The sequence below is a fragment of the Thaumasiovibrio clandestinus genome, assembly GCF_047250365.1.
GTDB lineage: Bacteria > Pseudomonadota > Gammaproteobacteria > Enterobacterales > Vibrionaceae > Thaumasiovibrio.
Window position 1 is genome coordinate 113,245 of sequence record NZ_JBLBVL010000007.1, and the last position, 23,490, is coordinate 136,734.

17 protein-coding genes and 1 pseudogene are annotated in these 23,490 nt (G+C 45.2%); 9 read left to right on the plus strand and 9 right to left on the minus strand.

The features are described from left to right. Nucleotides 1-121 precede the first annotated feature (121 nt). Entirely contained in the window at nucleotides 122-1,114 is a 993-nt protein-coding gene (locus ACKLNH_RS11815) for a TDT family transporter (RefSeq protein ID WP_413112458.1), read from the plus strand. 42 nt (nucleotides 1,115-1,156) lie between these two features. Here ACKLNH_RS11815 and fghA read toward each other — a convergent pair whose 3' ends face one another. Continuing rightward, nucleotides 1,157-1,996 (minus strand): S-formylglutathione hydrolase, encoded by an 840-nt coding sequence (gene fghA / locus ACKLNH_RS11820; protein ID WP_413112459.1) that lies wholly within the window; start codon nucleotides 1,994-1,996, stop codon nucleotides 1,157-1,159. A gap of 101 nt (nucleotides 1,997-2,097) precedes the next feature. Beyond that, on the minus strand, nucleotides 2,098-3,228 hold the full coding sequence (locus ACKLNH_RS11825) for an S-(hydroxymethyl)glutathione dehydrogenase/class III alcohol dehydrogenase (RefSeq protein ID WP_413112460.1): 1,131 nt from the start codon (nucleotides 3,226-3,228) through the stop codon (nucleotides 2,098-2,100). Between the two features lie 181 nt (nucleotides 3,229-3,409). Here ACKLNH_RS11825 and ACKLNH_RS11830 point away from each other — a divergent pair, with 181 nt between their 5' ends. The 3 genes from ACKLNH_RS11830 to ACKLNH_RS11840 all read left to right on the plus strand — a co-directional run bounded on the left by ACKLNH_RS11830 (nucleotide 3,410) and on the right by ACKLNH_RS11840 (nucleotide 6,804). Continuing rightward, on the plus strand, nucleotides 3,410-4,288 hold the full coding sequence (locus tag ACKLNH_RS11830) for a LysR substrate-binding domain-containing protein (protein ID WP_413112461.1): 879 nt from the start codon (nucleotides 3,410-3,412) through the stop codon (nucleotides 4,286-4,288). Nucleotides 4,289-4,408: 120 nt separating this feature from the next. Beyond that, nucleotides 4,409-5,416, plus strand: coding sequence for a low-specificity L-threonine aldolase (gene ltaE / locus ACKLNH_RS11835; protein ID WP_413112583.1), 1,008 nt, complete (start codon nucleotides 4,409-4,411; stop codon nucleotides 5,414-5,416). A gap of 398 nt (nucleotides 5,417-5,814) precedes the next feature. Then, nucleotides 5,815-6,804, plus strand: coding sequence for a calcium/sodium antiporter (locus tag ACKLNH_RS11840; RefSeq protein WP_413112462.1), 990 nt, complete (start codon nucleotides 5,815-5,817; stop codon nucleotides 6,802-6,804). A 414-nt stretch (nucleotides 6,805-7,218) separates the two neighbouring features. Here the strand turns inward: ACKLNH_RS11840 and ACKLNH_RS11845 are convergent, their stop codons facing one another. Then, nucleotides 7,219-8,286, minus strand: a complete 1,068-nt coding sequence (locus tag ACKLNH_RS11845; RefSeq protein ID WP_413112463.1) for a bifunctional transcriptional activator/DNA repair enzyme AdaA — start codon at nucleotides 8,284-8,286, stop codon at nucleotides 7,219-7,221. Nucleotides 8,287-8,589: 303 nt separating this feature from the next. On the opposite strand from ACKLNH_RS11845, the pseudogene ACKLNH_RS11850 reads away from it, so the two are divergent. Continuing rightward, nucleotides 8,590-8,883: pseudogene (locus ACKLNH_RS11850) on the plus strand (LysR family transcriptional regulator); the annotation flags it as partial. A gap of 39 nt (nucleotides 8,884-8,922) precedes the next feature. On the opposite strand, the gene ACKLNH_RS11855 reads toward ACKLNH_RS11850, so the two are convergent. Beyond that, nucleotides 8,923-10,116 carry an acetate/propionate family kinase gene (locus ACKLNH_RS11855; RefSeq protein ID WP_413112464.1) on the minus strand — a complete coding sequence of 398 codons (1,194 nt, stop codon included), beginning with the start codon at nucleotides 10,114-10,116 and terminating at the stop codon, nucleotides 8,923-8,925. A 435-nt stretch (nucleotides 10,117-10,551) separates the two neighbouring features. On the opposite strand from ACKLNH_RS11855, the gene yieH reads away from it, so the two are divergent. Then, entirely contained in the window at nucleotides 10,552-11,214 is a 663-nt protein-coding gene (gene yieH, locus ACKLNH_RS11860) for a 6-phosphogluconate phosphatase (protein WP_413112465.1), read from the plus strand. Nucleotides 11,215-11,254: 40 nt separating this feature from the next. Here the strand turns inward: yieH and ACKLNH_RS11865 are convergent, their stop codons facing one another. Further along, the gene (locus tag ACKLNH_RS11865) at nucleotides 11,255-12,391 is read right to left on the minus strand and encodes a tetratricopeptide repeat protein (RefSeq protein ID WP_413112466.1); all 1,137 of its coding nucleotides are present in this window, start codon (nucleotides 12,389-12,391) and stop codon (nucleotides 11,255-11,257) included. A 295-nt stretch (nucleotides 12,392-12,686) separates the two neighbouring features. Between ACKLNH_RS11865 and sstT the strand changes: the two genes are divergently transcribed. Both sstT and dbpA read left to right on the plus strand, forming a co-directional pair. Further along, nucleotides 12,687-13,901 carry a serine/threonine transporter SstT gene (gene sstT, locus ACKLNH_RS11870; RefSeq protein ID WP_413112467.1) on the plus strand — a complete coding sequence of 405 codons (1,215 nt, stop codon included), beginning with the start codon at nucleotides 12,687-12,689 and terminating at the stop codon, nucleotides 13,899-13,901. Between the two features lie 167 nt (nucleotides 13,902-14,068). Then, the gene (gene dbpA / locus ACKLNH_RS11875; protein ID WP_413112468.1) at nucleotides 14,069-15,448 is read left to right on the plus strand and encodes an ATP-dependent RNA helicase DbpA; all 1,380 of its coding nucleotides are present in this window, start codon (nucleotides 14,069-14,071) and stop codon (nucleotides 15,446-15,448) included. A gap of 62 nt (nucleotides 15,449-15,510) precedes the next feature. Here the strand turns inward: dbpA and putP are convergent, their stop codons facing one another. The 3 genes from putP to putA all read right to left on the minus strand — a co-directional run bounded on the left by putP (nucleotide 15,511) and on the right by putA (nucleotide 20,824). Further along, nucleotides 15,511-17,001 (minus strand): sodium/proline symporter PutP, encoded by a 1,491-nt coding sequence (putP, locus tag ACKLNH_RS11880; protein ID WP_413112469.1) that lies wholly within the window; start codon nucleotides 16,999-17,001, stop codon nucleotides 15,511-15,513. A gap of 114 nt (nucleotides 17,002-17,115) precedes the next feature. Further along, nucleotides 17,116-17,730 carry a hypothetical protein gene (locus ACKLNH_RS11885; protein WP_413112470.1) on the minus strand — a complete coding sequence of 205 codons (615 nt, stop codon included), beginning with the start codon at nucleotides 17,728-17,730 and terminating at the stop codon, nucleotides 17,116-17,118. Continuing rightward, complete coding sequence (putA, locus tag ACKLNH_RS11890) at nucleotides 17,720-20,824, minus strand: bifunctional proline dehydrogenase/L-glutamate gamma-semialdehyde dehydrogenase PutA (RefSeq protein WP_413112471.1); 3,105 nt, start codon at nucleotides 20,822-20,824, stop codon at nucleotides 17,720-17,722. The genes ACKLNH_RS11885 and putA overlap by 11 nt, the downstream gene beginning before the upstream one ends. A 381-nt stretch (nucleotides 20,825-21,205) precedes the next feature. Between putA and ACKLNH_RS11895 the strand changes: the two genes are divergently transcribed. Then, entirely contained in the window at nucleotides 21,206-22,153 is a 948-nt protein-coding gene (locus tag ACKLNH_RS11895) for an AEC family transporter (RefSeq protein WP_413112472.1), read from the plus strand. A 469-nt stretch (nucleotides 22,154-22,622) separates the two neighbouring features. Here the strand turns inward: ACKLNH_RS11895 and pdxH are convergent, their stop codons facing one another. Continuing rightward, nucleotides 22,623-23,258, minus strand: coding sequence for a pyridoxamine 5'-phosphate oxidase (gene pdxH / locus ACKLNH_RS11900; RefSeq protein ID WP_413112473.1), 636 nt, complete (start codon nucleotides 23,256-23,258; stop codon nucleotides 22,623-22,625). Nucleotides 23,259-23,490: the final 232 nt, after the last annotated feature.

A 23,490-nucleotide genomic window follows, 5' to 3' on the forward strand; every position in this document is an offset into this window, starting at 1 on the left:
CATGGTCGCGAATTACCTTTTTGGCAAATTTATTTCTGCTGTTTTTCAGCATTCATCACAAATTTTTGACCATCACTTAACGACGCGGTAATATTTTCCTTTACATTTCAGATAAGTATAAATGAAAAGCGCTATTCTCTCTCATTTTCTACATTTAGTCCGTCGCGTCCCTACCGCTCAGGCAGCTTTAGCCCTTGGCACCATGGGCGTTGGATTGGCATGGTCGCTATTCTTACCCGAATATGGTGCCCTTTTACGTCCGTTATTCACATCACTTGGGGCTTGCCTACTGGCACCTGTACTCCTCAAATACTTGGTGATGCCGAACCAGCTATGGCGCGACCTGAAGCATCCACTTTATGGCAGCTTAATGGCGCCCATTACCATGTCGTTACTGGTCTTATCCGATTATTTATCTGGCGTGTATGGCACGCAAGCGCGTTGGTTATGGTATCCCTCCATGACAATGCACTATAGTTTTATGCTGATTTTTTTCTATCATCAATTCAGACGATTTAAGCTCACCAACATTGTCCCTAGCTGGTTTTTATATCCGGTGGGCGCGATTAGCGGCACACTGGCTGGGCCACAATTGGGCTATACAGAATTTGCATTAACGATGGCACATATCTGTATCGCCCTCTATTTCATTATTTTACCGATTATCCTTTACCGACTTTGTTTTGCGAGCCGCTTACCTAAAGCCGCTCGCCCAACATTGGCGATTATGGCGGCCCCTGTAAACTTAGCGCTTGCGGCTTACATGCAAAATTTTTCCGATCCAGACCCGATATTGACAGGGGCTTTAGCAGGGATAAGCTACACCATGACGGTATTTATCTATCTGTGTTATCCGTACTTGCTCCGTCAACCCTTTCACCCGTCGATTGCTGCGATTACCTTTCCTTCCGTTATTGGCGCAGTGGCCACAGAGAGAACCTCGGTGTGGTTATCTCAGCACTATGCTCACTGGGATTGGCTCAGTTACATGGGGCAGGTAGAAGTGTTGCTAGCAACGGGCTTGGTGATTTGGGTTTTTATTGGCTACAGCCGATATTACTGGGCAAGAATCGACTTTGCTCTTAATCGACAACCCAAAAAAAAGCGCCAGTAAAGAACTGACGCCATTTTTATACGATAGAATCCTGCAAGAGCTTTAGCTCTGTAATAGATAGCGAGCATGAAAGCGAAGGTGATCATCGATAAAGCTCGAGATAAAGAAGTAGCTATGATCATAACCTGCATGCATTCTTAGTTGCAGCGGCGAATCATGACTCGCAGCCGCCTGTGCAAGTAGTTCTGGTTTTAGCTGCTCATCTAAGAACGGATCAGCTTCACCCACATCCACCAGCATTGGGCGTGTAGCCTTACCACTGTTTAGCAATAAGGTGGCATCGTATTGCTGCCATGCATCGGTATTTGCCCCTAAATAATGGGTCAGCGCTTTCTGTCCCCATGGCACCACACTTGGGTGGCTAATAGGACTAAATGCAGATATAGACTGGTAATTCGCTGGGTTTCTTAAGCCGATCACCAATGCGCCATGTCCGCCCATACTGTGCCCTGCAATTGACTTTATGGCCGTAACAGGAAAGTGCTCTTCAATCAATGCCGGCAATTCCGAGACCACATAATCATACATTTGATAATGGGCTTTCCAAGGAGCCTGTGTCGCATTAACATAAAAGCCAGCGCCTTGGCCGAGATCATAGGCCTCATCGTTAGCCACAGCGTCGCCGCGAGGGCTAGTATCTGGCGCGACAATGGCGATTCCCAACTCAGCGGCAACACGAAAAGCTCCCGCTTTTTGCATGAAATTTTCATCCGTACAGGTCAAACCCGATAACCAATACATGACTGGCACCGGGTTATCGAAGCTGGCCTCAGGGGGTAAATAAATAGCAAATCGCATCGAGCTATTTAGCGTCGCCGACATGTGTTGATACTGTTTATGCCAACCGCCAAACACTTTAGATTTGCTGATAGACTCAATCATATAACTCTCCGACATGGTGATGATCACCGTTTAAAAAAGAGGCCCTAATGGGCCCCTTGTCAACGAGGGATGTACGTCATTTAGGTTTAGCTAGTGAGCGACTACTTGTCCATATGGATAACAGTACGGATGCTCTCGCCTTTATGCATTAACTCAAATGCGTCGTTGATCTCTTCAAGTGACATGGTGTGAGTAATAAACTCCTGCAAACCAAATTCACCCGCCATGTAGCGATCAACGATCTCAGGCAGCTCAGAGCGGCCTTTAACACCACCGAAAGCACTTCCACGCCATACTCGGCCAGTCACTAACTGGAATGGACGTGTTGAGATCTCTTGCCCTGCGCCAGCCACACCAATGATGACCGATTCGCCCCAACCTTTATGGCAGCACTCCAATGCTTGGCGCATCACGTTTACGTTGCCAATACACTCAAATGAGAAGTCAACGCCACCATCGGTCATCTCAACAATCACTTCTTGAATCGGCTTGTCAAAGCTCTGCGGATTAATGCAATCGGTCGCACCTAATTGACGAGCTAACTCGAACTTACTTTCATTGATATCAATACCAATAATACGGCTAGCACCAGCCATGCGTGCACCAATAATGGCTGATAAGCCAATACCGCCTAAGCCGAAGATGGCCACAGTATCGCCTTGCTGTACTTTCGCCGTATTTAATACCGCACCCATGCCTGTTGTAACACCACAACCAAGCAGACAAACTTCTTCAAGTGGCGCTTCTTTATTAACTTTGGCTAAGGAGATTTCTGGCAGTACAGTGTACTCAGAAAACGTCGAACACCCCATATAGTGGTAGATCGGCTGACCATCTTTATAAAAGCGGGTCGTTCCGTCAGGCATTAAGCCTTTGCCTTGTGTTTCTCGAACGGCTTGGCAAAGGTTGGTTTTACCTGACAAACAGAACTTACATTTCCCACATTCAGCGGTATACAGTGGAATAACGTGGTCACCGACTTCTACGCTGGTTACGCCTTCACCCACCATTTCAACAATACCGCCACCTTCATGGCCTAAGATAGATGGGAAAATGCCTTCTGGATCGTCGCCAGAAAGAGTAAATGCATCAGTATGACAAACGCCCGTTGCAACAATACGTACCAGCACTTCGCCTTTACGTGGCAACATGACGTCCACTTCTTCCATTTTTAGTGGTTGGTTTGGACCCCAAGCCACCGCCGCACGTGATTTAATGAATTTATCAGTCATTATTCTTTCCTCTTTAAGGCTCAAAGTTCCCGCCGATGCCAACACTCTCGCTAAGGCGTCTTGCGGGCTGTCATTGTATGGCGTGCAGTATAGAGAATTACTCAGTTGTGATAATCCCCAGAAAATGAAAATCATTTTTACTATAATGTAATAATAAGTATTAACAGGAACCAAAGTACCTATGTCACATTGGGAAGGGATCAGTGAATTTGTTGCCGTTGCAGAAACCAACAGCTTTACCCGTGCCGCAACAAAGCTAGCAACCTCTGTCGCGCAAATTAGTCGTCGCGTATCAAGTTTAGAAAACCGTCTCGCGGTTAAATTACTGCATCGCACAACACGAAAAGTCTCGCTCACTGAAGCTGGTCAGCTCTATTATGAGCACTGCCGCCCTTTGGTCGAAGGGCTTGAGAATGCCGAGTTTGCCATCCACCAGATGCAATCTAGTCCTAAAGGGCTACTGCGCATTACTGCACCGGTGACATACGGTGAACAGCAACTGGCTCCGCTGATCACCAGCTTTATGCTTCTCCATCCACAACTCGAACTCGATTTGGTACTCACCAACCAAAAACTCGACTTAATAGAGCAAGGGCTGGATCTTGCGATCCGCCTCGGCAAGCTAGAAGACTCAGGGCTAATGGCGCGCCGACTAAGTGAAAGGCAATTATATGTCTGTGCAAGCCCAGGCTATATCGCACAGCACGGCGAGCCCTACTCTCTCAGTGAACTCACCCAGCATCAGTGTTTAATTGGTTCGCAAGATCATTGGCGCTTTAAAGAACAAGGCCGAAGTCGCTCTGTACGCGTACAGGGAAAAATGCGCTGCAACAGCGGACCCGCCCTGCTTGACGCAGCCATCCGAGGCATCGGTTTAGTCCAGCTACCTGGTTACTACGTTAATCCGCACCTCAATGCCGGCACCCTAATCGAAGTCATGCCGCAATACCGTGATGACAAAGAAGGAATATGGGCACTCTATCCGGCCAACCGCCACCTTTCACCCAAGGTAAGAATGTTGATTGATTTTCTCATTGAGCAATTCAGTACAACAAAGTAAGAGAAAAGCAGCCTAAACCCACTCTTTTTTTTCGAAGTTAGTGAAAGAGAATTGTGACCTAACGGACAAAATGCCATGATGCGTTAGCAACGCATCTCTATAAGGAATGATGAAATGACTATCGATTTTCGCTCTGACACTGTTACCCAGCCCTGCGCAACGATGCGCGAACACATGGCAAACGCCAGTGTAGGAGATGATGTGTATGGCGATGATCCCTGCGTAAATGAGCTTGAGCAATGGGCTGCACAGCGTCACGGATTCGAAAGTGCGATTTTTTGCTCTTCTGGGACACAAGCCAACCTATTGGCACTGATGGCTCACTGCCAACGTGGCGACGAGTACCTGTGCGGGCAGCAAGCACACAATTATCGCTATGAAGGGGGCGGCGCCGCCATTTTAGGCTCAATTCAGCCGCAACCGATCGAGAATGAAAAAGACGGCACGCTCTGCTTTAAAAAGCTCGCTGCCGCCATCAAACCCGACGACATCCATTTTGCCCAGACTCGCCTGCTAAGCCTAGAAAACACCATCAATGGCAAAGTGCTTCCACTGGAATATCTGAAGCAAGCCCGCCAGTTTGCCACCAGCCACAAGCTGTCACTTCATCTTGATGGCGCGCGCGTCTATAACGCCTCTGTCGCTGCAAATGTCGATATTGTCGAAATCAGCCAACACTTCGATTCCATGACCATCTGCCTGTCAAAAGGCCTTGGCGCACCCGTTGGGTCACTACTCTTAGGCTCACCATCGCTGATTAAACAAGCGCGGCGCTGGCGAAAAGTGCTAGGCGGCGGAATGCGACAAGCCGGTATTTTGGCTGCTGCGGGTAAGTATGCACTCACCAACAATATAGAGCGATTGGCGCAAGATCATGCCAATGCAAGAAAGCTCGCAATACACCTTGCTGAACTGCCTTATTGCCAAGTTAACCCGGATAATGTCAGTACCAATATGGTCTTTGTGCGTTGGGACGACGCTGTTGATCAACTAAAACTCGCGACGGAATTAAGTAAAGAAAAGATTATTGTCACCCCAGGCACACCAATGCGATTGGTTACTCACCTCGATATCAGCGACAGCGATATTGATACTTTTATTGCGGCAGTAAAACGCATTCTTGGCTAAGAGAAGCTTCGCTGGTGATCACAATTCGCTGGTGAGCCATTGTGGCTCACCTTTGGACAATTCTGTTTCAGTGGATTTGCTAAATTAGCATTTCATGAATAATTACAAGTATAGAAAAGTTGGTTGGTGTAGTGGCTAGTATGGATGGTACAGATCACCCTCATATCCAAAATTGCTTTTTCAACCCTATATGTTATATTCAGCGCCAGTTTGAGGGAGTAGCTATTTTGCTTTGCCTGCATTGCAAAAGGTTGCATCAACACATTTGACCACACGTCATGGTGTAACCAGTGATACTTTTGTATCTACCCAGCGAGACTCGAGCAACTTACACACTTTAATGCGAGGGCTAAGTGTGGGGTTGTTCGTGTTTTATAAGCCCTCCCATAAACAAGTTTATGACCACTTTTTTACTACCATCTTTAGTATTATCATTTGGCTTCGTCATTCTGTCATTCAGCGCAGATAGGCTTATCTCAGCATCGGCAACCTTTGCCAAACACTGTAATATATCTCTGATTTTTATAGGTATGACTGTTGTTGCTTTTGGCACTTCAGCCCCTGAATTACTTGTATCTGCCGTTGCGGCTTTCAATAATGCTGGGGAATTGGCCATCGGTAATGGTATTGGTTCAAATATTATTAATGTTGGCCTTGTTCTTTCTGCAGCTGTGTTAATAGCTCCCATCCACGCTAATAAACGCTTTATAAAAAAAGAGTATCCAATACTAGCTGGCTCAATGCTAATCTGCATCGCACTGATGTCTACAGGTAAGTTAAGTATGTTAGACGGTCTTTTATTGGTGACTCTGCTGACCATATACTGCTTCTACTTGGCAAAATCCGTAAGGCAAGGCGAGATATCTCAAGATGAGCTAGACCTTTTGCCATTAACTAAAAGTCGAGCAGCTAGGGAAAGCCTAGTAATGCTAATACTGTTATTAACCTCATCGAGAATGATGGTATGGGGAGCCGTTCATTTAGCGCAACTTGCGGGTTTAAGCGAACTCACGATTGGGTTAACTATCATAGCATTTGGAACTAGCTTGCCAGAGTTAGCAGCGGCGATTGCAGGTGCACGCAAAGGAATGTATGACATTGTATTTGCAACTGTAATAGGCTCGAATATTTTCAATTTATTGGGTGTAATCGCTATACCTTCGATAGTAGGTAAAGAGCTAATCATTCCAGAGCTAGTTTTTAGCCGAGATATTCCTTACATGATTCTTTTAACAGCAGTGTTAGGTGGCATGTTTGCTGCTCCCTTACTTAAGTCGCAATTATCGAATAAGGAGCAATCGGCTTACAGCATACATCGCCTAGGAGGGGGAGTGTTATTAATGATATTCATATCTTACCTTACAAAAATAGCTTATGCGATTATTTAACTTTTCGAAAACAAGTAAAATGTGCAACATGTTCTTGGGGACGTCCGATTATTTTTACTACCACAACGAAAGCCTATGTGTTGTGACCTATGGGGAAGTCTGCCAAGCAGCACTTTCCTGATGGGTTTCGAACTTTACATGCACAACTCCCACCCTTCTTCTCCTCAAGCACAAACTGACGTGCCGAGGGATCTGTAGTGGGTAAGTAGTGGAAGTTTTCTGTCATGGCTTTTCTGCTACTTAATATAAGGAAAAGTACCGTGATTTCAATAGCACAACCTACCACTGAGTAATTGCTTTAACACCGAATGGGGCAAAAGTAAGTTAGAGCAACTTGCCGAATCTGATTGCAGCGTAACTTGAATACTGACAGGCTGAATCCCGCGATTGTTAGATTAGATAACCAGCAATAGCCTATTCTTTGCCTTTTCTTATCCTTTCTTTATCCAGCAATGTGCGTTTACGCTCTAGCCCCCAGCGATAGCCTCCCAACGTGCCATCACTCCTTAATACTCGGTGACAGGGCACGAGCACCCCAATACGGTTCTTTCCACATGCAGTGCCAACGGCTCGCACCGCTTTGGGGCTATCTATGTGCGCGGCGACCTCACCATATGTCATGACATCCCCCTCTTTAATGCTGAGTAAGAAGCGCCACACTTTCATTTGGAACACAGTTCCCCTGATATCAAGCGGGATATCAGGCCGCGGTGCGCCCTGACTAACATGTTGATCTAGAGCCTCCATCCAATTGTCTAGATCTGGCGAATCCTGCGACGCAGAGAGCACCAACTCAGCATTGGGAAATTCATGCGACAACATAGGCACCAGTACGCTTTCATCATCATCAAACTGAACCGAACAGACCCCTTTTTCCGTCGCAGCCATGATCATGTGTCCTAATGCCGTTTCTCGGCAAGCATAATAGATGACTTCACCCTCTCCGCCCGCCCGATACGCTTTTGGTGTCATGCCTATATTTCGTGTCGCTTCACCATAAACCCGGCTTATTGAGCCAAAACCAGAAGAGTAAATCGCCTCAGTCACCCCCTCGCCAGCTTTTAGCGCACGCTTAAAGGTTCGCATTCGCACCGCATCCTGATAATGCTTAGGGGAGACACCAAAGACCTGTTTAAACACTTTTTGTAGTCGAGATGGCGATAAATCAGCTATCTCGGCAAGCAGAGCAAGGGTCATTTTTTCGTCCGCGTGCTGCTCGATATAACGAACCACGCCTACCAATGCTTGTGTTCGCGTATCCCTTCCCGCAGGGCAACAACGTTTACAAGGCCGAAAGCCCGCTTGCATCGCCGATTCAATATCAGCGAAAAGCCGTAAGTTTTCCGGACGGGCTGCCTTCGTCGAACAAGAGGGTATACAAAAAATCCCTGTGGTGATAACGCCATAATAGAACCGACCGTCGAAGGCAGGATCTCGTTGCGCGATGGCATTTTTCATCTCACTTTCAGATAGCGTCAACATGGCAGCACTCACACTTAAATAGTTACTCCACTATCTCACCACACTTAGTGTGTTCTCGCTATCCGATTCTGGCTGAATAATTTAAATTATTCTGCTCGTTCTTTTTCGTCGGCATTGCGGTCAATGATCTTCCGCCATTAACCATAGTGACTCTACGCGTGGGCATTGCTGCTGCCGTGTTGTGGGTGATTACGCTAATGCTTGGCTTACGTCTACCTCTTTTGCTTCGCGCTCTGTTTGTCCTCCATGCTTTAGAAATGCCGAGATAATACTTGCTGTTTTTTGCTCTTTCGCACGCTCTAAGAAATAAATGATGTTGAAATGGTGGTGAAAAGCGCGATGGCAGGAAATACACTTGCCGTGGTTACCGCTCAGATGATCGAAAATGAAATTATTGAAGGTAAGTTAATACCCATCATGACGCATTTGAATATTGAGGATTTTGGTACCTTTTATGCGGTGTACCCGCACCGAGATGCGCCAATAAAAACCAAGTTATTTATTGATGTTTTAATGTCGATTATTGGGGAGGACTCACCCGTTTGGGAGCAGAACATTCCAAATTTTGAACGCCTTTATTCCAGACAAAAAAAGTGAGCCACTTGGGCTCACTTTTCATTGTTCTATATAGACTGATTACAGCAAAGCAACCGACTGTTGAGCAATAACGAATTCTTCATTGGTTGGGATCACCATGACTTGAGCATCAAGCATTTCCGACTTCGCAATCACACCAGCAGCACCAAAACGTGCTGCTTCATTACCTTGTTGATCTTCAACAAAACCAAACACTTTCAAATAGCTCAAAATTTCGCGACGAATTGGCAGTGAGTTTTCGCCAATACCACCAGTGAAGATAACGCCATCGATATCGCCTAATGCCACCATGTAAGAACCAATGTACTTCGCCACACGGTAAGTGAAGACTTCAAATGCCAGTTTCGCACCTTCATGCCCTTGTTCCATCGCTTCTAAAATGCCACGAGCATCACTCGTTAGGCCTGAAACGCCAAGGAAACCAGATTTTTTGTTTAAGGTGTCGAAAATCTTATCTTGGCTCCAGCCTTTTTTCAGCAAGAACTCAATCACGCCTGGGTCAAGGTCACCACTACGCGTTCCCATCATTAGGCCAGCAAGAGGAGTAAAGCCCATTGAAGTGTCAACACTTTCGCCATTACGAACAGCACATACCGATGCACCATTACCTAAGTGGACTGAAATAAAATTGCCTTCTTCAATTGGCTTATTGATCATTTTTGCAGCTTCACGGCTTACAAAATAATGGCTTGTGCCATGGAAGCCATAACGGCGAATACCGTATTCGGTATACAGTTCACTCGCGACGCCACCGGTATAAGCCTTTGGTGGCATTGTTTGGTGGAATGCAGTGTCAAACACAGCAAACTGAGGCAATGCAGGGAAAGCACTCATTGCTGCACGAATACCTTTCGCACCCGCAGGGTTATGTAGCGGCGCAAGGTCGGCAAGGCTTTCAATTTCTTCCAAGACAGAATCATCGATTTGTACTGTCGATGTAAATTTCTCACCGCCATGCACAACACGGTGTCCTACAGCAACCAACTGCTCAGTAAAGCCAAGTTCATCAACTAGCTTTACAATACGGTTAATCGCATGCTGGTGATGATTGTCAGACGCATTGATCATTTCCTCTGACTTCTGACCGTCATATTTCCAGCCAATAGAAGCTTCTGGCAGACCAAAACATTCACCTAAACCTGTCAGCAATGCGTCACCGCTAGCGGCATCAATCAAAGCAAATTTAAGCGAAGAGCTTCCCGAGTTTAAAACAAGAACCAATGAGTTGTTCATGATACATCCAAGCGTTGTGTAGAATACTAATGAGGTATAAACACCTCAAAAAAGGATAGCGTGTAAAATGATGAGATGTGGAGCAACGTCAATCGTAGTGCATACTATCTGCCGTACATTCTACTCAATTTTTTTTGAAAAATTAAACTAGAAATAAAAAAACGTGACACAAATTTGAATGTTAAATGGTTTAGATCAATTTTCGCCGCCGATAATATTCCACTATGTGCGTATAGTTTTATTCAATCATTCAACTATTTTTTAATAATTTTGATGCATAATACGCGCTGTGATCCCTCTCGCGTTCTCCGTGTATCCTTACATTAAAAACATCGTCGACGTTGCAAAAGGAAAAACTGTTACTTGCGCGTATAACCGTTTAGCCACCATGCTAAATAGCAAGTAAGTGAAATCGTGACACAGCAAGGCATACACATGACCAACTCATCTATTAAATGCATTATTTTTGATTGTGATGGCACGCTCGTTGATAGCGAGCGTCTATGCCAACGTGCTCTCGTCGATGTGTTCGCTCATTTCGGTTGCCAGCTTGATTTAGATGAGTGTATGAATAGGTTTCAAGGTGGAAAACTCAGTGACATTCTGCTCGAAACACGCGAAAAATGTGGCCTTGATGTGAGTTTGGAAATTCTTGAACCGATGTACCGTAAAGCGTGTGAAACAGCATTCAACGCCGAATTACAGCCTATTCCCGGCACCCCACAGCTTCTTTCTGCGCTGCAACAACAAGGCATTGATGTTTGTGTCGCATCTAATGGCCCAGTTAAAAAAATGACCCATACGCTCGGTCTGACAAAATTACTGCCCTTTTTTCAAGACCGCCTGTTTAGCGCGTTTGAAATTCAAGTGTGGAAACCAGAACCCGATCTTTTACATTATGCTGCAATGCAGATGGGATACAGTGTCAATGAATGTCTTTTTGTAGACGATACTATTCCAGGTATTTCAGCAGGCATTAATGCAAATATGCGCAGCATCTATTTTCGTCCGCAGCGAGTGAATAATAAGCCCATTAAGCACCCTTTAGTCACCACGGTTGAATCAATGCCGCAACTGGCTCAATGGCTGCAAGTATAAACAAGCAGGATCACTCGAGTAATAACTCTGCCTTTTTAAACTAGTAAATTTTTTCTTCAAAACTAGGTGTCAGATTAGGCTCAACAAATTCACTCAATAGCCTTTCTAAATTATCACCTTTTGGTGCAGAGGTTGGCTCTTGAAGATAGTCTATGTCGTCGAGATATAACATTTCTAGCTCTTCCTCGCTTGGTGAATATGTCTCCCTACGATAGACGCGATTCAGCAAATCAATCGCGCAATGGGGTGTATAAGGTGTCTGCTTTAATTTTGTAAAGATGGTTTTGGCAATGGCTTGTACACTGAGCAAGGTTTCAAGCCCTATCAGCGGTACCATTTCATCTCGCTCTTGCCTCGCGTCTGCATACCCATTAGCAACAGCAATCGAAAACCAGGTATATGCGACCGCTGCATCGTTGGCCTTTCCGCTATTATGAAGCTTTGCCGCCAAATATTGCGCTTCACAATCCCCTTGCTCCGCTGCACGTTCAATCCAATAGATCGCTTTTTGTCGGTTAACCTCTGTTCCTTGGCCTGTCTGATAGCAAAGCGCGGTTTGCTTTTGCGCCTGAAGGTGGTTATTAATGGCAGCTCGACTCCACCACATAAATGCCCGTGTCGGATCAAACTCGGTAAAGTGACTTCCCAAGTAAGTTTGCGCTACTGTACTTCCTTTCTCAGCCGCTTGAGTGATATTGTCGAGCGCTTTTTCGGGGTCGCTCTCTACCCCTTTACCGTGCAAATAGCACTCACCAAGCGCATAAAGTTGATCAGGTTCACCTTGACGTGCCCCGACCACAGCTGTCCAGTATTCTGATTTTTCCGTTCCGCAGGGGTCGTCAATATCTTCGCGGTGAAGACGAATTAACGCCCGCTGGGCAATCTCATTATGTTTATCTGCGGCAATCGAGTACCAATGAATGGCATCCCTTATATTGACCAATTCACACTCTTTCGCCAATGATAACAAGGTAGGAACATGGCCTTCATTCGCTTTCGCTAATCGCTCTTTTCGCTCAGACAACTTAGCTCGCTCTAATACTAAGCGATATTGTACGTCTTGCTCTCTTTTCTGTTTGGCTTTCGCGCGATGAGCATAAGATAAGTGGCTAACCATCCAAATAAAAATAGCCAAGGGAACCAGAATAAACGCTATGCCTATCATTATATTTATCATCGCCTAACCTAAAACCCAGACCCCAAGTTATACATTTCATCGACCTTCGTAACCTATAGCTTAAATGGAATAGTAACACTACTGAAGGTATATCTCTGTAAAATATCAAGAAATCGATGCCCACCACCAGCAAAACACAAAAAGACAACATTACCTGTGCGGTCACGACACATACGGTCACAATAGTGGATCCATTCGACATATTCTGTTAAAAAGAGAGCATAAGAACAACATTTACTACTAACCATAATGCAAACAAACAACAGGATAAATTATGAATGGAAATAACTCTCTAATGAAACAGATACTTGGAGGCAGTTTAGTTAAACAGATTGCTCTCGGTATCATTGCCGGTATTATACTCGCCCTTATTTCTCCTTCTGCTGCACACTCTGCTGGGCTTTTAGGTGGTTTGTTCGTTAGCGCACTGAAAGCGATCGCGCCTATTCTTGTTTTTGTCTTGGTCGCAGCATCGATTGCGAATCAAAAGAAAGGCCAACATGGAAACATGAAACCCATTATCGGCCTTTATCTATTTGGGACGTTAGCGGCCGCGTTTACCGCTGTTTCACTCAGCTTTATCTTTCCAACCGAATTAACCTTGGTGACCAGTAGTGCCAGCGCCAATCCACCAGAAGGCATTGGCGAAGTTTTAAATACACTACTTTTCAAGATGGTAGATAATCCGGTTAATGCACTAATGAGCGCGAACTTTGTTGGCATTCTGGTCTGGGCTATTGCCTTGGGTCTAGCACTACATAAAGCCAGTGATGCGACTAAGAACGTATTAACCGACATCTCTAATGGTGTTACCGTTGTTGTTCGCTATGTTATTCGCTTAGCCCCGATTGGTATTTTTGGCTTAGTTGCCAACACTATCGCTGAAACAGGCTTTAGTGCACTAGCTGGTTATTCGCAACTGGTTATCGTTCTTCTTAGCGCGATGCTATTTATTGCTTTGGTCGTTAACCCACTGATTGTTTATATTCTTACCAAAGAGAACCCCTATCCATTGGTACTCACTTGCCTACGTGAAAGTGGTGTTACGGCTTTCTTCACGCGTAGCAGTGCTGCTAACATTCCGGTGAATATGGCGTTGTGTAAAAAGCTTGAGCTAGATGAAGATACCTACTCTGTTTCTATTCCTCTCGGTGCGACCATTAATATGGCAGGTGCGGCAATTACGATTACCGTACTGACATTGGCCGCCGTACACACCTTGGGTATTGCAGTCGATCTACCCACCGCGGTCTTGTTAAGTGTGGTTGCGGCAATTTCTGCCTGTGGTGCATCTGGCGTGGCAGGCGGATCACTCCTTCTTATTCCACTCGCTTGTAGCTTATTTGGCATTTCCAACGATGTCGCGATGCAAGTGGTTGCTGTTGGCTTTATCATTGGTGTGATACAAGACTCCGCTGAAACAGCGCTGAATAGCTCGACAGATGTTGTCTTTACCGCAGCAGCAAGTAAACGCAAGCAGCTAAATGCTAGCAAGACTGCCACTCAATAATCTTCCTATGGCATAACAATGCCTACGATTGCGGCGAATCACTGTGTCCATGATTCGCCGCGAAACAATCTTTCACGAATATCTCTGCCTCTAGACGGTGACAATGCTACAATAGCGTCATTATTAGAACTTGATCCACAAGTTCGCTTTCTAGACAGGAAATTCCATTGAGTACCCCATTTTCTTCCTTACCGCTGCGTGGTGAATTGGTTGATAACCTAACCTCTTTAAACTACACGACGATGACCCCCATTCAGGCAAAGTCTTTGCCACTGATTTTAGATAAAAAGGATGTTATCGCTCAGGCAAAAACAGGCTCAGGTAAAACTGCGGCCTTCGGTTTGGGGATGTTGCACAATCTGAATGTTGAACGTTTCAGAATACAAGCAATGGTGCTGTGCCCAACAAGAGAGCTGGCTGATCAAGTTGCGAAAGAAATCCGAAAACTCGCCAGACAAATTCACAACATTAAAGTCCTCACCCTCTGTGGCGGCGTTCCATTTGGCCCTCAAATTGGGTCATTAGAACATGGTGCGCACATTATTGTCGGCACGCCAGGGCGGATTGAAGACCATCTAACTAAAGGTCGTATTGATCTCTCTGAGCTAAATACGCTAGTGCTTGATGAAGCTGACCGTATGCTCGAAATGGGCTTTCAGTCTGCCATTGATGCGGTTCTCGACTATGCACCAAAGCAACGTCAGACATTACTTTTTAGTGCGACATTCCCGCGTGAGATTGAAAGTATTGCTCGTCAAGTTATGCACTCGCCGATTAAAGTGGAAGTCGCTGAGCAACATGATGACAGTACAATTTCACAACACTTTTACCAAGTGCGCGACCATGCCGAGCGCATTAATGCGTTAAAAACCCTTCTACTGCAACACCAGCCTCGTTCATGCGTGGTATTTTGTAATACCAAAGCTGAAACCGTCGAGATTGCCGATGAGTTGCTGCTCGATGGCTTTAGCGCGATTGAAATTAATGGTGATCTTGAGCAGCGTGAGCGTGACCAAACCTTAGTGAGATTTTCGAATAAGAGTGTCTCGATATTGATTGCGACCGACGTTGCAGCTCGTGGTCTGGATATTGATGAACTCGATATGGTGATTAACTACCAATTATCGTTCGATCCAGAGGTACATGTTCACCGCGTAGGGCGTACGGGTCGAGGCGGGCAACAAGGGATTGCTTGCAGCCTAATTACCGACAGAGATGTACAAAAGCTTATTGCATTAGAAGACTACACCCAGCAACAATTCGAACCAAAGCCTCTGCCTGCTAGCCCTGTAGATGCACGCCCAGTGAAACCACAGATGACCACACTGCGCATTGATGGCGGAAAGAAACAAAAAGTGAGAGCAGGTGATATTCTTGGCGCACTAACTGGTGCTAATGGCATTACGGGTAAACAAGTCGGCAAGATAAACCTGTTTGATTTTTGCGCTTATGTTGCTGTTGATAAACAGGTCGTCAACGCTGCATTGAGAAAATTAGAAAGCGGCAATATCAAAGGACGCAAATTCCGCGTCTGGCAGGTTAGATAACCAGAAAAATGCCCCGAGTAACTATGCTACTCGGGGCAATAAAATGATGGCAAACAATCGTGTTATTCGAGTGTTTCTAATTTGGTCTCAAATTTATCAAACAAGTAAGTGGTCTCTTCATCCGGACGAACCATTAAACTAAGAATAACGGCGGTCAGTGTGGCCAGAATAAAGCCAGGAACAATCTCATATAAATCAAACAAGCCACCGGATTGCTGTTTCCACCACACCACTGTAACACCACCGACAATTATAGCGGCAGCTGCACCAAGTTTACTCATCCCACGCCAGTAAAGGCTCAAGATAATAACAGGCCCAAAGGCTGCACCAAAACCTGCCCATGCATAAGAAACTAATCCGAGTACGCTGCTATCTGGGTCAAATGCTAAAAGCAAAGCAATCAACGAGACCCCAACCACCCCAAGACGACCAACAACGACAATCTCACTAGTCGATGCATTCGGACGCAGTAACGGCTTATAAAGGTCTTCCGCCAGCGCAGATGATGACACTAAAAGTTGTGAGTCAGCCGTACTCATTATTGCCGCCAAAATCGCGGCTAATAATATCCCGGCAATCACAGGGTGGAAAAGTGCGTTAACCAAAATCATAAAGATCCGCTCGCCATCATCCAGTGCAATGCCTTGCTCGGTAACATAAAGTAGCCCCACCACGCCAACCAACATTGCACCGAACATGGATAACCCTGTCCATATCACTGCAATACGACGAGCTGTGGTCAGTTCTCGATTCGTTCTCGATGCCTTAAAGCGCGCTAAAATATGTGGCTGCCCAAAATAACCTAGCCCCCACGCAACCAACGAAACAATCGCAATCCAGCTCAATGGTTGCCCTTTCACATCACGAAATACCGTCAACAGCTCTGGGTTCATGGCTGAAAGATCACTTTCTAGTTGAGAAAAACTGCCATCCATCGTGACGAGCGGTACGATCATCAACGCGGCAGCCATCAGTAAACCTTGTACCAAATCCGTCCAAGCAACGGCAAGGAAACCACCAAACAAGGTATATGAGACCACGCAGACGGTCCCGACTATAACGGCAATTTTATAATCTAAGCCAAAGACAGTTTCAAACAACTTTCCGCCCGCAACCAAACCTGAGCTGGTGTAAAACAAGAAGAACAACAGAATAAACAGTGCAGAAATCACCTGAATCAACTTACCGCGATCATTAAAGCGGCGAGACAAAAATTCTGGTAGTGTAATAGCGTCATCTGCCACAATACTGTAAGTGCGCAGTCGCTTCGCATTTATCAGCCAATTGAGCCATGTACCCGCCAAAAGCCCCCCGGCTAACCAGCTCGCTTCATACCCTGCAGCATAGGCATAACCGGGAAGCCCCAACAACAGCCAACCGGACATATCTGATGCGCCTGCCGACAATGCTGCTGGCCACGGCCCTAATGTTCTTCCCCCTAAAAAGTAATCACTGCTATTGTGCGTCTTTCGATAGGCAACAAGTCCAATCGACAGCATCATTACTAGATAAGCAATAAAGGTCGCAGAGATCGCTAAACTATTTTCAATCATGATTATCCCTAACTGTTAGTTCCATTGTTCTTCAACAAACTGTAAATAATGTCGCAAAAGCAAACAACAGCAAAAAAATAGCATTGCTTTGATAATAGAAATATTATCAAATATTCATTCATTTAACGCCAATAAACTCGCATTACCACCAATTGCGGTACAATTCACTGTTCTCGTTCGCTCATGAACCCACTGAATTGCTGCATAGGGTGAAATGATGGATGATTCCATTGAGTTCACCCATATCAATGGAATAATTGCCCCTTGTCGTTGCGTAATTTGCTGCCGAAAACAATCAGTAAAGGCAATATCGCCCAAACAAACGACTCCGGCATCGTCTAAGTTGATACGATTTCGCTCATTGATAGACAATACACCATCAGGCAGTAACGCTAACAAGCCTGAAAAAAAACGTAATATCGAGACGTTATCCACACTACCAATTTCAACGCTATTTCCAGCCAGTAAGAGCCGTGTCACGACAATCGGCAACACGGTTTGCCATGGAAAATTTGGTTCAACAAACACCACAAATGCGCCACGCGGCTCCACATAAAGTTCATTACTCTCTCCCGTTGGCCCAGATAATGGGATTGCCTCATCCATGGAGCACAATACATGACGGCAATCTTGCTCAAGAAGAGGGTAGATGTCAGGAAATGCATCTCGAGCAGATAATAGAGCCAAACGTGCTTTTACTGAGCGACTTGTCCATGCTTCATCCTGCATTATCTTCCTCCAATACAAAGTTAACAAACGAGGTTAAATAGTACGGCCCTCCTGCCTTGGGACCAGTGCCCGATAAGCCAAGCCCACCAAAGGGTTGTACCCCAACAACAGCCCCCACCTGATCTCGATTGATATAACTATTTCCTACCTTTATCTTCTGCTCTAAGTCCTCATACGTTTGCGTATTACGACTATGTAGCCCCAAGGTTAGCCCATAACCGCTTTGGTTTATTGCCGAGATCACCGTGTCGATCTCCGCCGCGTCATAGGTAATAATATGTAAGACCGGACCAAACGGTTCATGCTTCAACTGGGCCATGTGTTGTAACTGCACTAATGTTGGCGCGACAAAGCTTCCTTCAGCACAATTAGAGTGAAGATCATATTGAAACAAGATCTGCTCAGAAAACTCGGAAAGATGATCAAGAAGACGCTGTTTGGCTGCCGCATCAATAACTGGCCCAACATCTGTCGCTAATTGGCAAGGATCCCCTACCTGTAACTCTGATATAGCTCCCTTGATCAATGCGATGATCTGCGGCGCTATCTCTTGTTGAACATATAGAACCCGTAACGCAGAACAGCGCTGCCCTGCTGATGCAAATGCACTACGAATGACATCACGTACAACTTGTTCAGGGAGCGCTGTACTGTCAACCAGCATGGCATTTAGACCACCAGTTTCAGCAATAAACATGACCGGGAACGCTCGCTGTGCTAACTGTTTCTGAATCAATTTCGCCGTTGGCACCGAGCCCGTAAACACCACACCGCTCAAATGAGGGGATTGGATTAAAGCATTACCAAAGATATCACCGCCACCTAAAACAAGTTGTAGTGTATCGACAGGTAATCCAGCCGCGAACATCAACTCTACGCAGCGATGAGCAATCAGGGATGTTTGTGGTGCAGGCTTTGCTACCACACTATTCCCTACGACAAGAGCCGCACAAACTTGGCCAACAAAGATAGCCAGCGGAAAGTTCCAAGGGCTGATGCAGAGTATGACGCCCTTCGCCTGATGCCGAGCGTTTATCGGCAAACCATCACTGCCTATCCATGCCTGCTGCTCAAACAACGCTCGTGCTTGCTGAGCATAATAGCGGCAAAAATCTACGGCTTCTCGTATCTCATCGACACAATCTTGCCATGTCTTTCCTGCCTCCCACTGACATAATGCGATTAACTCTGCACGATGCTCCTCCAGTGATAGCGCAAACGCCTCTAACCACTCCGCTCGCTGCGCCACACTGGTTATTGACCAATGTTCAACGCCGCTTTTTGCCACGTTAAATGCTTCTTGAACAATCTCAGGATCAGCCAACGTTGCCTGTCCGACAACAACTGAACGGCAAAACGGTGCTGTCTGCACAATTTGTTTATCTCCTTGACGTGAGTCGCCATTGATCAAATTTGAGGCTTGCCAATAGGGTGGCGTATATTTTTCCACCTGCAGCTGCAATTGCACATATTCACTATGTACCTGCAAATTAATACCGCGGCTGTTTATTCGCTCTGGCTGAAAGATGTCTTGTGGCAACGGTATCGCAGGATGCGGTAAGGTGTGATGTGTCAACAGAGCATCAACAGGGTGTGTTACCAAACTATCAATCGCATAGCGAATATCAACTAAGCGATGCACAAACGAACTGTTTGCGCCATTTTCTAGTAACCGTCTGACCAAATAAGGTAAAAGATCTTGGTGGTTTCCCACTGGCGCATAGATGCGTACAGGACGCTGAAAAGACTGTATGGCATGGCGATACAGTGCTTCACCCATCCCATATAGGCGTTGAAATTCAAAATCAGCGCTTTTCTTTGCAAAAGCAGCCACTGCGGTAATGGTGTGGGCATTGTGACTGGCGAATTGTGGGTAGAGCCACGCATTCACTGTTGAACATAGTAAGAATCTCGCACAGGCTAAGTAAGCCACATCGGTCGCTTCTTTTCGGGTATAAACCGGATAGCCTGTCAGTCCGAGTTGCTGACAGTGCTTTATTTCACTGTCCCAATATGCACCTTTAACTAACCGTATAGGGATCCTAGTTTGTGTATCTTGAGCCAATTTGGCTAACCATCCTAACACCGCTAAAGCGCGTTTGGCATAGGCTTGAACGACGATGCCTAACCCCGACCAGCCTAAAAGCTCATCACTACGACGCAGCTTTTCAAACAATTGCAACGAGATCTCTAACCTATCTGACTCCTCGGCATCAATCGTAATCATCACATCACAAGCTCGCGCTTGCTGCAGCAAAGTCAGCAATTGTGTATACATGTTTTGCATGACATTGTGATAATTGCTGGCCTCGTAGCGAGGATAGAGTGCTGACAGTTTAATTGAAACCGAAGGACGTTCATCGCCATGGGGGTATTGTCGACTGACTTCACTAATGGCATGTGAGTAACGGCGAAAGTAAGTTAGGGCATCGTGTTGCGTTAATGCGGCTTCACCCAGCATATCGAAAGATAATCGGTAGGCATGTTTATACTCTTTAGCCCCTTTAGTCATCGCTTCTTCTATGCTCTGCCCTAGCACAAACTGATAAGCCATCACCCGCATTACTTTTTGCATCAATTGGCAAACGACTGGCTCGGTATACCTGGCCATCAACCGCGCCAAGAACCCATCTGGCGACGGTTGACCTGATAACTCAATCACCTTGCCAGTTAACAGTAAACCCCAAGTTGATAGATTAACAAAAACAGAATCCCCCCCTTGTAAATGGGCCTGCCAATCGGCGACTGAGAACTTATCGCGAAGAAATGAAGCCGCTGTGCGTTTATCTGGTATCCGCATTAGTGCTTCAGCGATACACATGAGTAATACGCCTTCATCACTATCTAAGCTATATTCCATTAGCAGCGCATCAATCATACCTATCGCTCGTTTATCCGTGCGAATACGACGGATTAAAGTCGTTGACTGCTCTTCGATCAATATGACTTCTTGATCATCTTTCCGGGCATAAGGGATCAACTGTAAGATCCATTCTGTCTCATCAACCATATAAAGCGGTGATATATTGGCCCATAAGCTATTAACAGACTGGTTTTGCCACTTCCCTTTAAAATAATCCGCTGCTTTTATCATCTATTACCCTATAGAAAAGCAAATGACTTCACAATGTTAGGTATAAGTTAACGGGTTGTCATTATATTTAGGCGAGTTTAATGATGATAGTTGCACTTTCGCCCATTTCTTTTCTTTCTCGACAAGGATCTAACCAGATAGCAGCAACGGAACGATGATCAAGATGGCCTAACTTACGTCCATTGTCATTTCAACTTTCTTATCTAGTAATTGAGTTTTGTACAAAATTACCTTTATCTTTCATGAAATTACTAATAACCTACCTTTCTAACTGCATTACTTTAGCTGGGTGTTTAAAATCAGTCGCTTGATCATCCTTTCATCAAGTCAATGATCATCGTTCCTAGTAGTGCCTTGATCATTTGTCCTGAAGAGATCACAGTGACTATTTTTATTTCCAACCTCTATGAAGCCTTTAACATCACCTCGCCCATTTTCTTAATGCTAATACTGGGGATTGTATTAAAAAAAAGGCAAATCATTACGCCAGCATTTATTGATACCGGCTCAAAGTTAGTCTTTAACCTAACGCTACCAGCTATGTTGTTTCTGAGCATCGTAAAAACCCCTATAGGGCAAGCTGCAGATCTTCACCTTCTTAGCTTTGCACTTATCTCTAATGCGCTAATATGGGGAATCTTAATGCTTGCAACGCACTGGTCGCCTTACCCATTTGCCGTTACTCGCGTGATGGTACAAGGGGCATTTCGTGCCAATACTGGTATTATTGGTGTCGCACTAATGAGTAACGCGTACGGAGAGCAAGGTGTCGCAGCTAGCGCCTATTACGTTGCGGTTATCACCCTGCTCTACAATGTCCTTGCTGTTATCTGTTTAACCCCATCAGGATCTCACAGTAATCCCGGAAAGATGATCAAGCTTTTAAGCCGCAACCCGTTGATCTTATCCATTCTCATCGCTTCGACCTTTAAACTGACTAATATTGAATTACCCGACGTGATATTAATAAGCAGTAGCTATTTTGCTGACATGACCCTTCCCCTTGCTCTGTTATGCACTGGCGCCAGTCTCGATTTTAAGCAGATGAAGTTAAATCCATGGCCAGGTTTGATCTCCACCACAGCACGCTTGATCATTGTTCCAAGCATCATTGTTATTGCAGCGATACTGCTCGGCTTTAGAGATAGTGCATTAGCACTATTGTTCTTTATGAGTGCCAGCCCAACAGCGGCAGCAAGTTATGTTATGGCGAAAGCAATGAAAGGCGATGATCGCTTAGCAGCAAATATTATCGCCATGACAACATTAGGTTTTGTATTTACCACCAGTGCAGGACTGGCAATACTAAAAAGTTATGGCTTGGGGTAACAAAGGGCCATAACGGCCCTCTTCAATTTAACGTGCTCTGGCAGCCCGAAACCCAAAGCTAAAAGAAGCAGAGCGAGGAAGGGAGCTAGCTTTTACTTTACGTGACGTTCGACGTGTTTGACATCCCTTTGCTACAGCATGGGTTAGTACACTTTGGTAATAACTGGTCATTTTTATCATATCCCTGTTAGTCAAAACTGATAAATACCCTAAAAAAGGTTGGTTACTCTACGCTTGATCTAAATCAAACAGTGCAACAACACCCCCTTTAAGTTATTGATCTTATCAATTCGAAACGCATTTTTGGGAGTAACATCTATCTATCAACGCAAAATAATGAAAATAGAAATAATTTTTCAATCGAAGGAGCTCTAACAGCGTATTTTACTGATTAATTTATTTTTTTTAGCACTTCGCTCCAAATATGAAATCATAATACGCCAATTAGAGCCAAGATTGAAACTCGTAACTAAGGCGCTAAACGTTCAATATTCCAATCATTATGCTCTGGAGTATAGATAAAACGATCATGCAAACGATGCTGTCCGCCCTGCCAAAATTCAAAACTGTCTGGAACAACGCGGTATCCCCCCCAAAAACTGGGCACAGGTACTTGGCCGTTCTCAAACTTCTTTTTCAATTCAAAGAACTTACCTTCAAGTACTGAACGCGCACTTAAACGGTGACTCTGTTGGCTTGCCCAGGCTGCAATTTGACTCTCTTTGGGACGTGACGAAAAATATTTAAGTACTTCTAACGTTGATAGTTTTTCAACCCGGCCAGTAATATGCACTTGGCGCTCTAATGGATGCCAAGGAAAATGCAAGCTGATCTTTGGATTACCCTCTAAGTGCTGCGCTTTACGGCTAGCTAGATTTGTATAAAACACAAACCCTTGTTGATCAACATGCTTTAGTAACACAATACGTTGATAAGGCATGCCATCTGGTGAAACTGTTGCTACCGTCATTGCGGTTGGGTCTGGCAATTGTGCATCTACCGCTTGCTGTAACCACTTTTCAAACAGCGCCAATGGCTGCTCTGGCAGATCTTTTCGATGCAGCCCGCCTTTCGTATATTCACGACGAATATCAGCCAAATCCATTCTTTTCTCCTCAATGTCACTTTGCCAGATAAATTTGCTCTCTACTGGCTGATTCTGCTTGCTGCAGCCAATAACTGCAAGTCTATATAATAGCGACAATTCTTTGTTAAACACAATCTAACATTGTGCCCATATATCGCTAAAAGAAGTAAAATAGGGTAGGAATAACTTAGACAGTTAAAACGTTTGGCTAATCAGAAAAAAACATCCTCACTAAAAACAAAAAAGCACG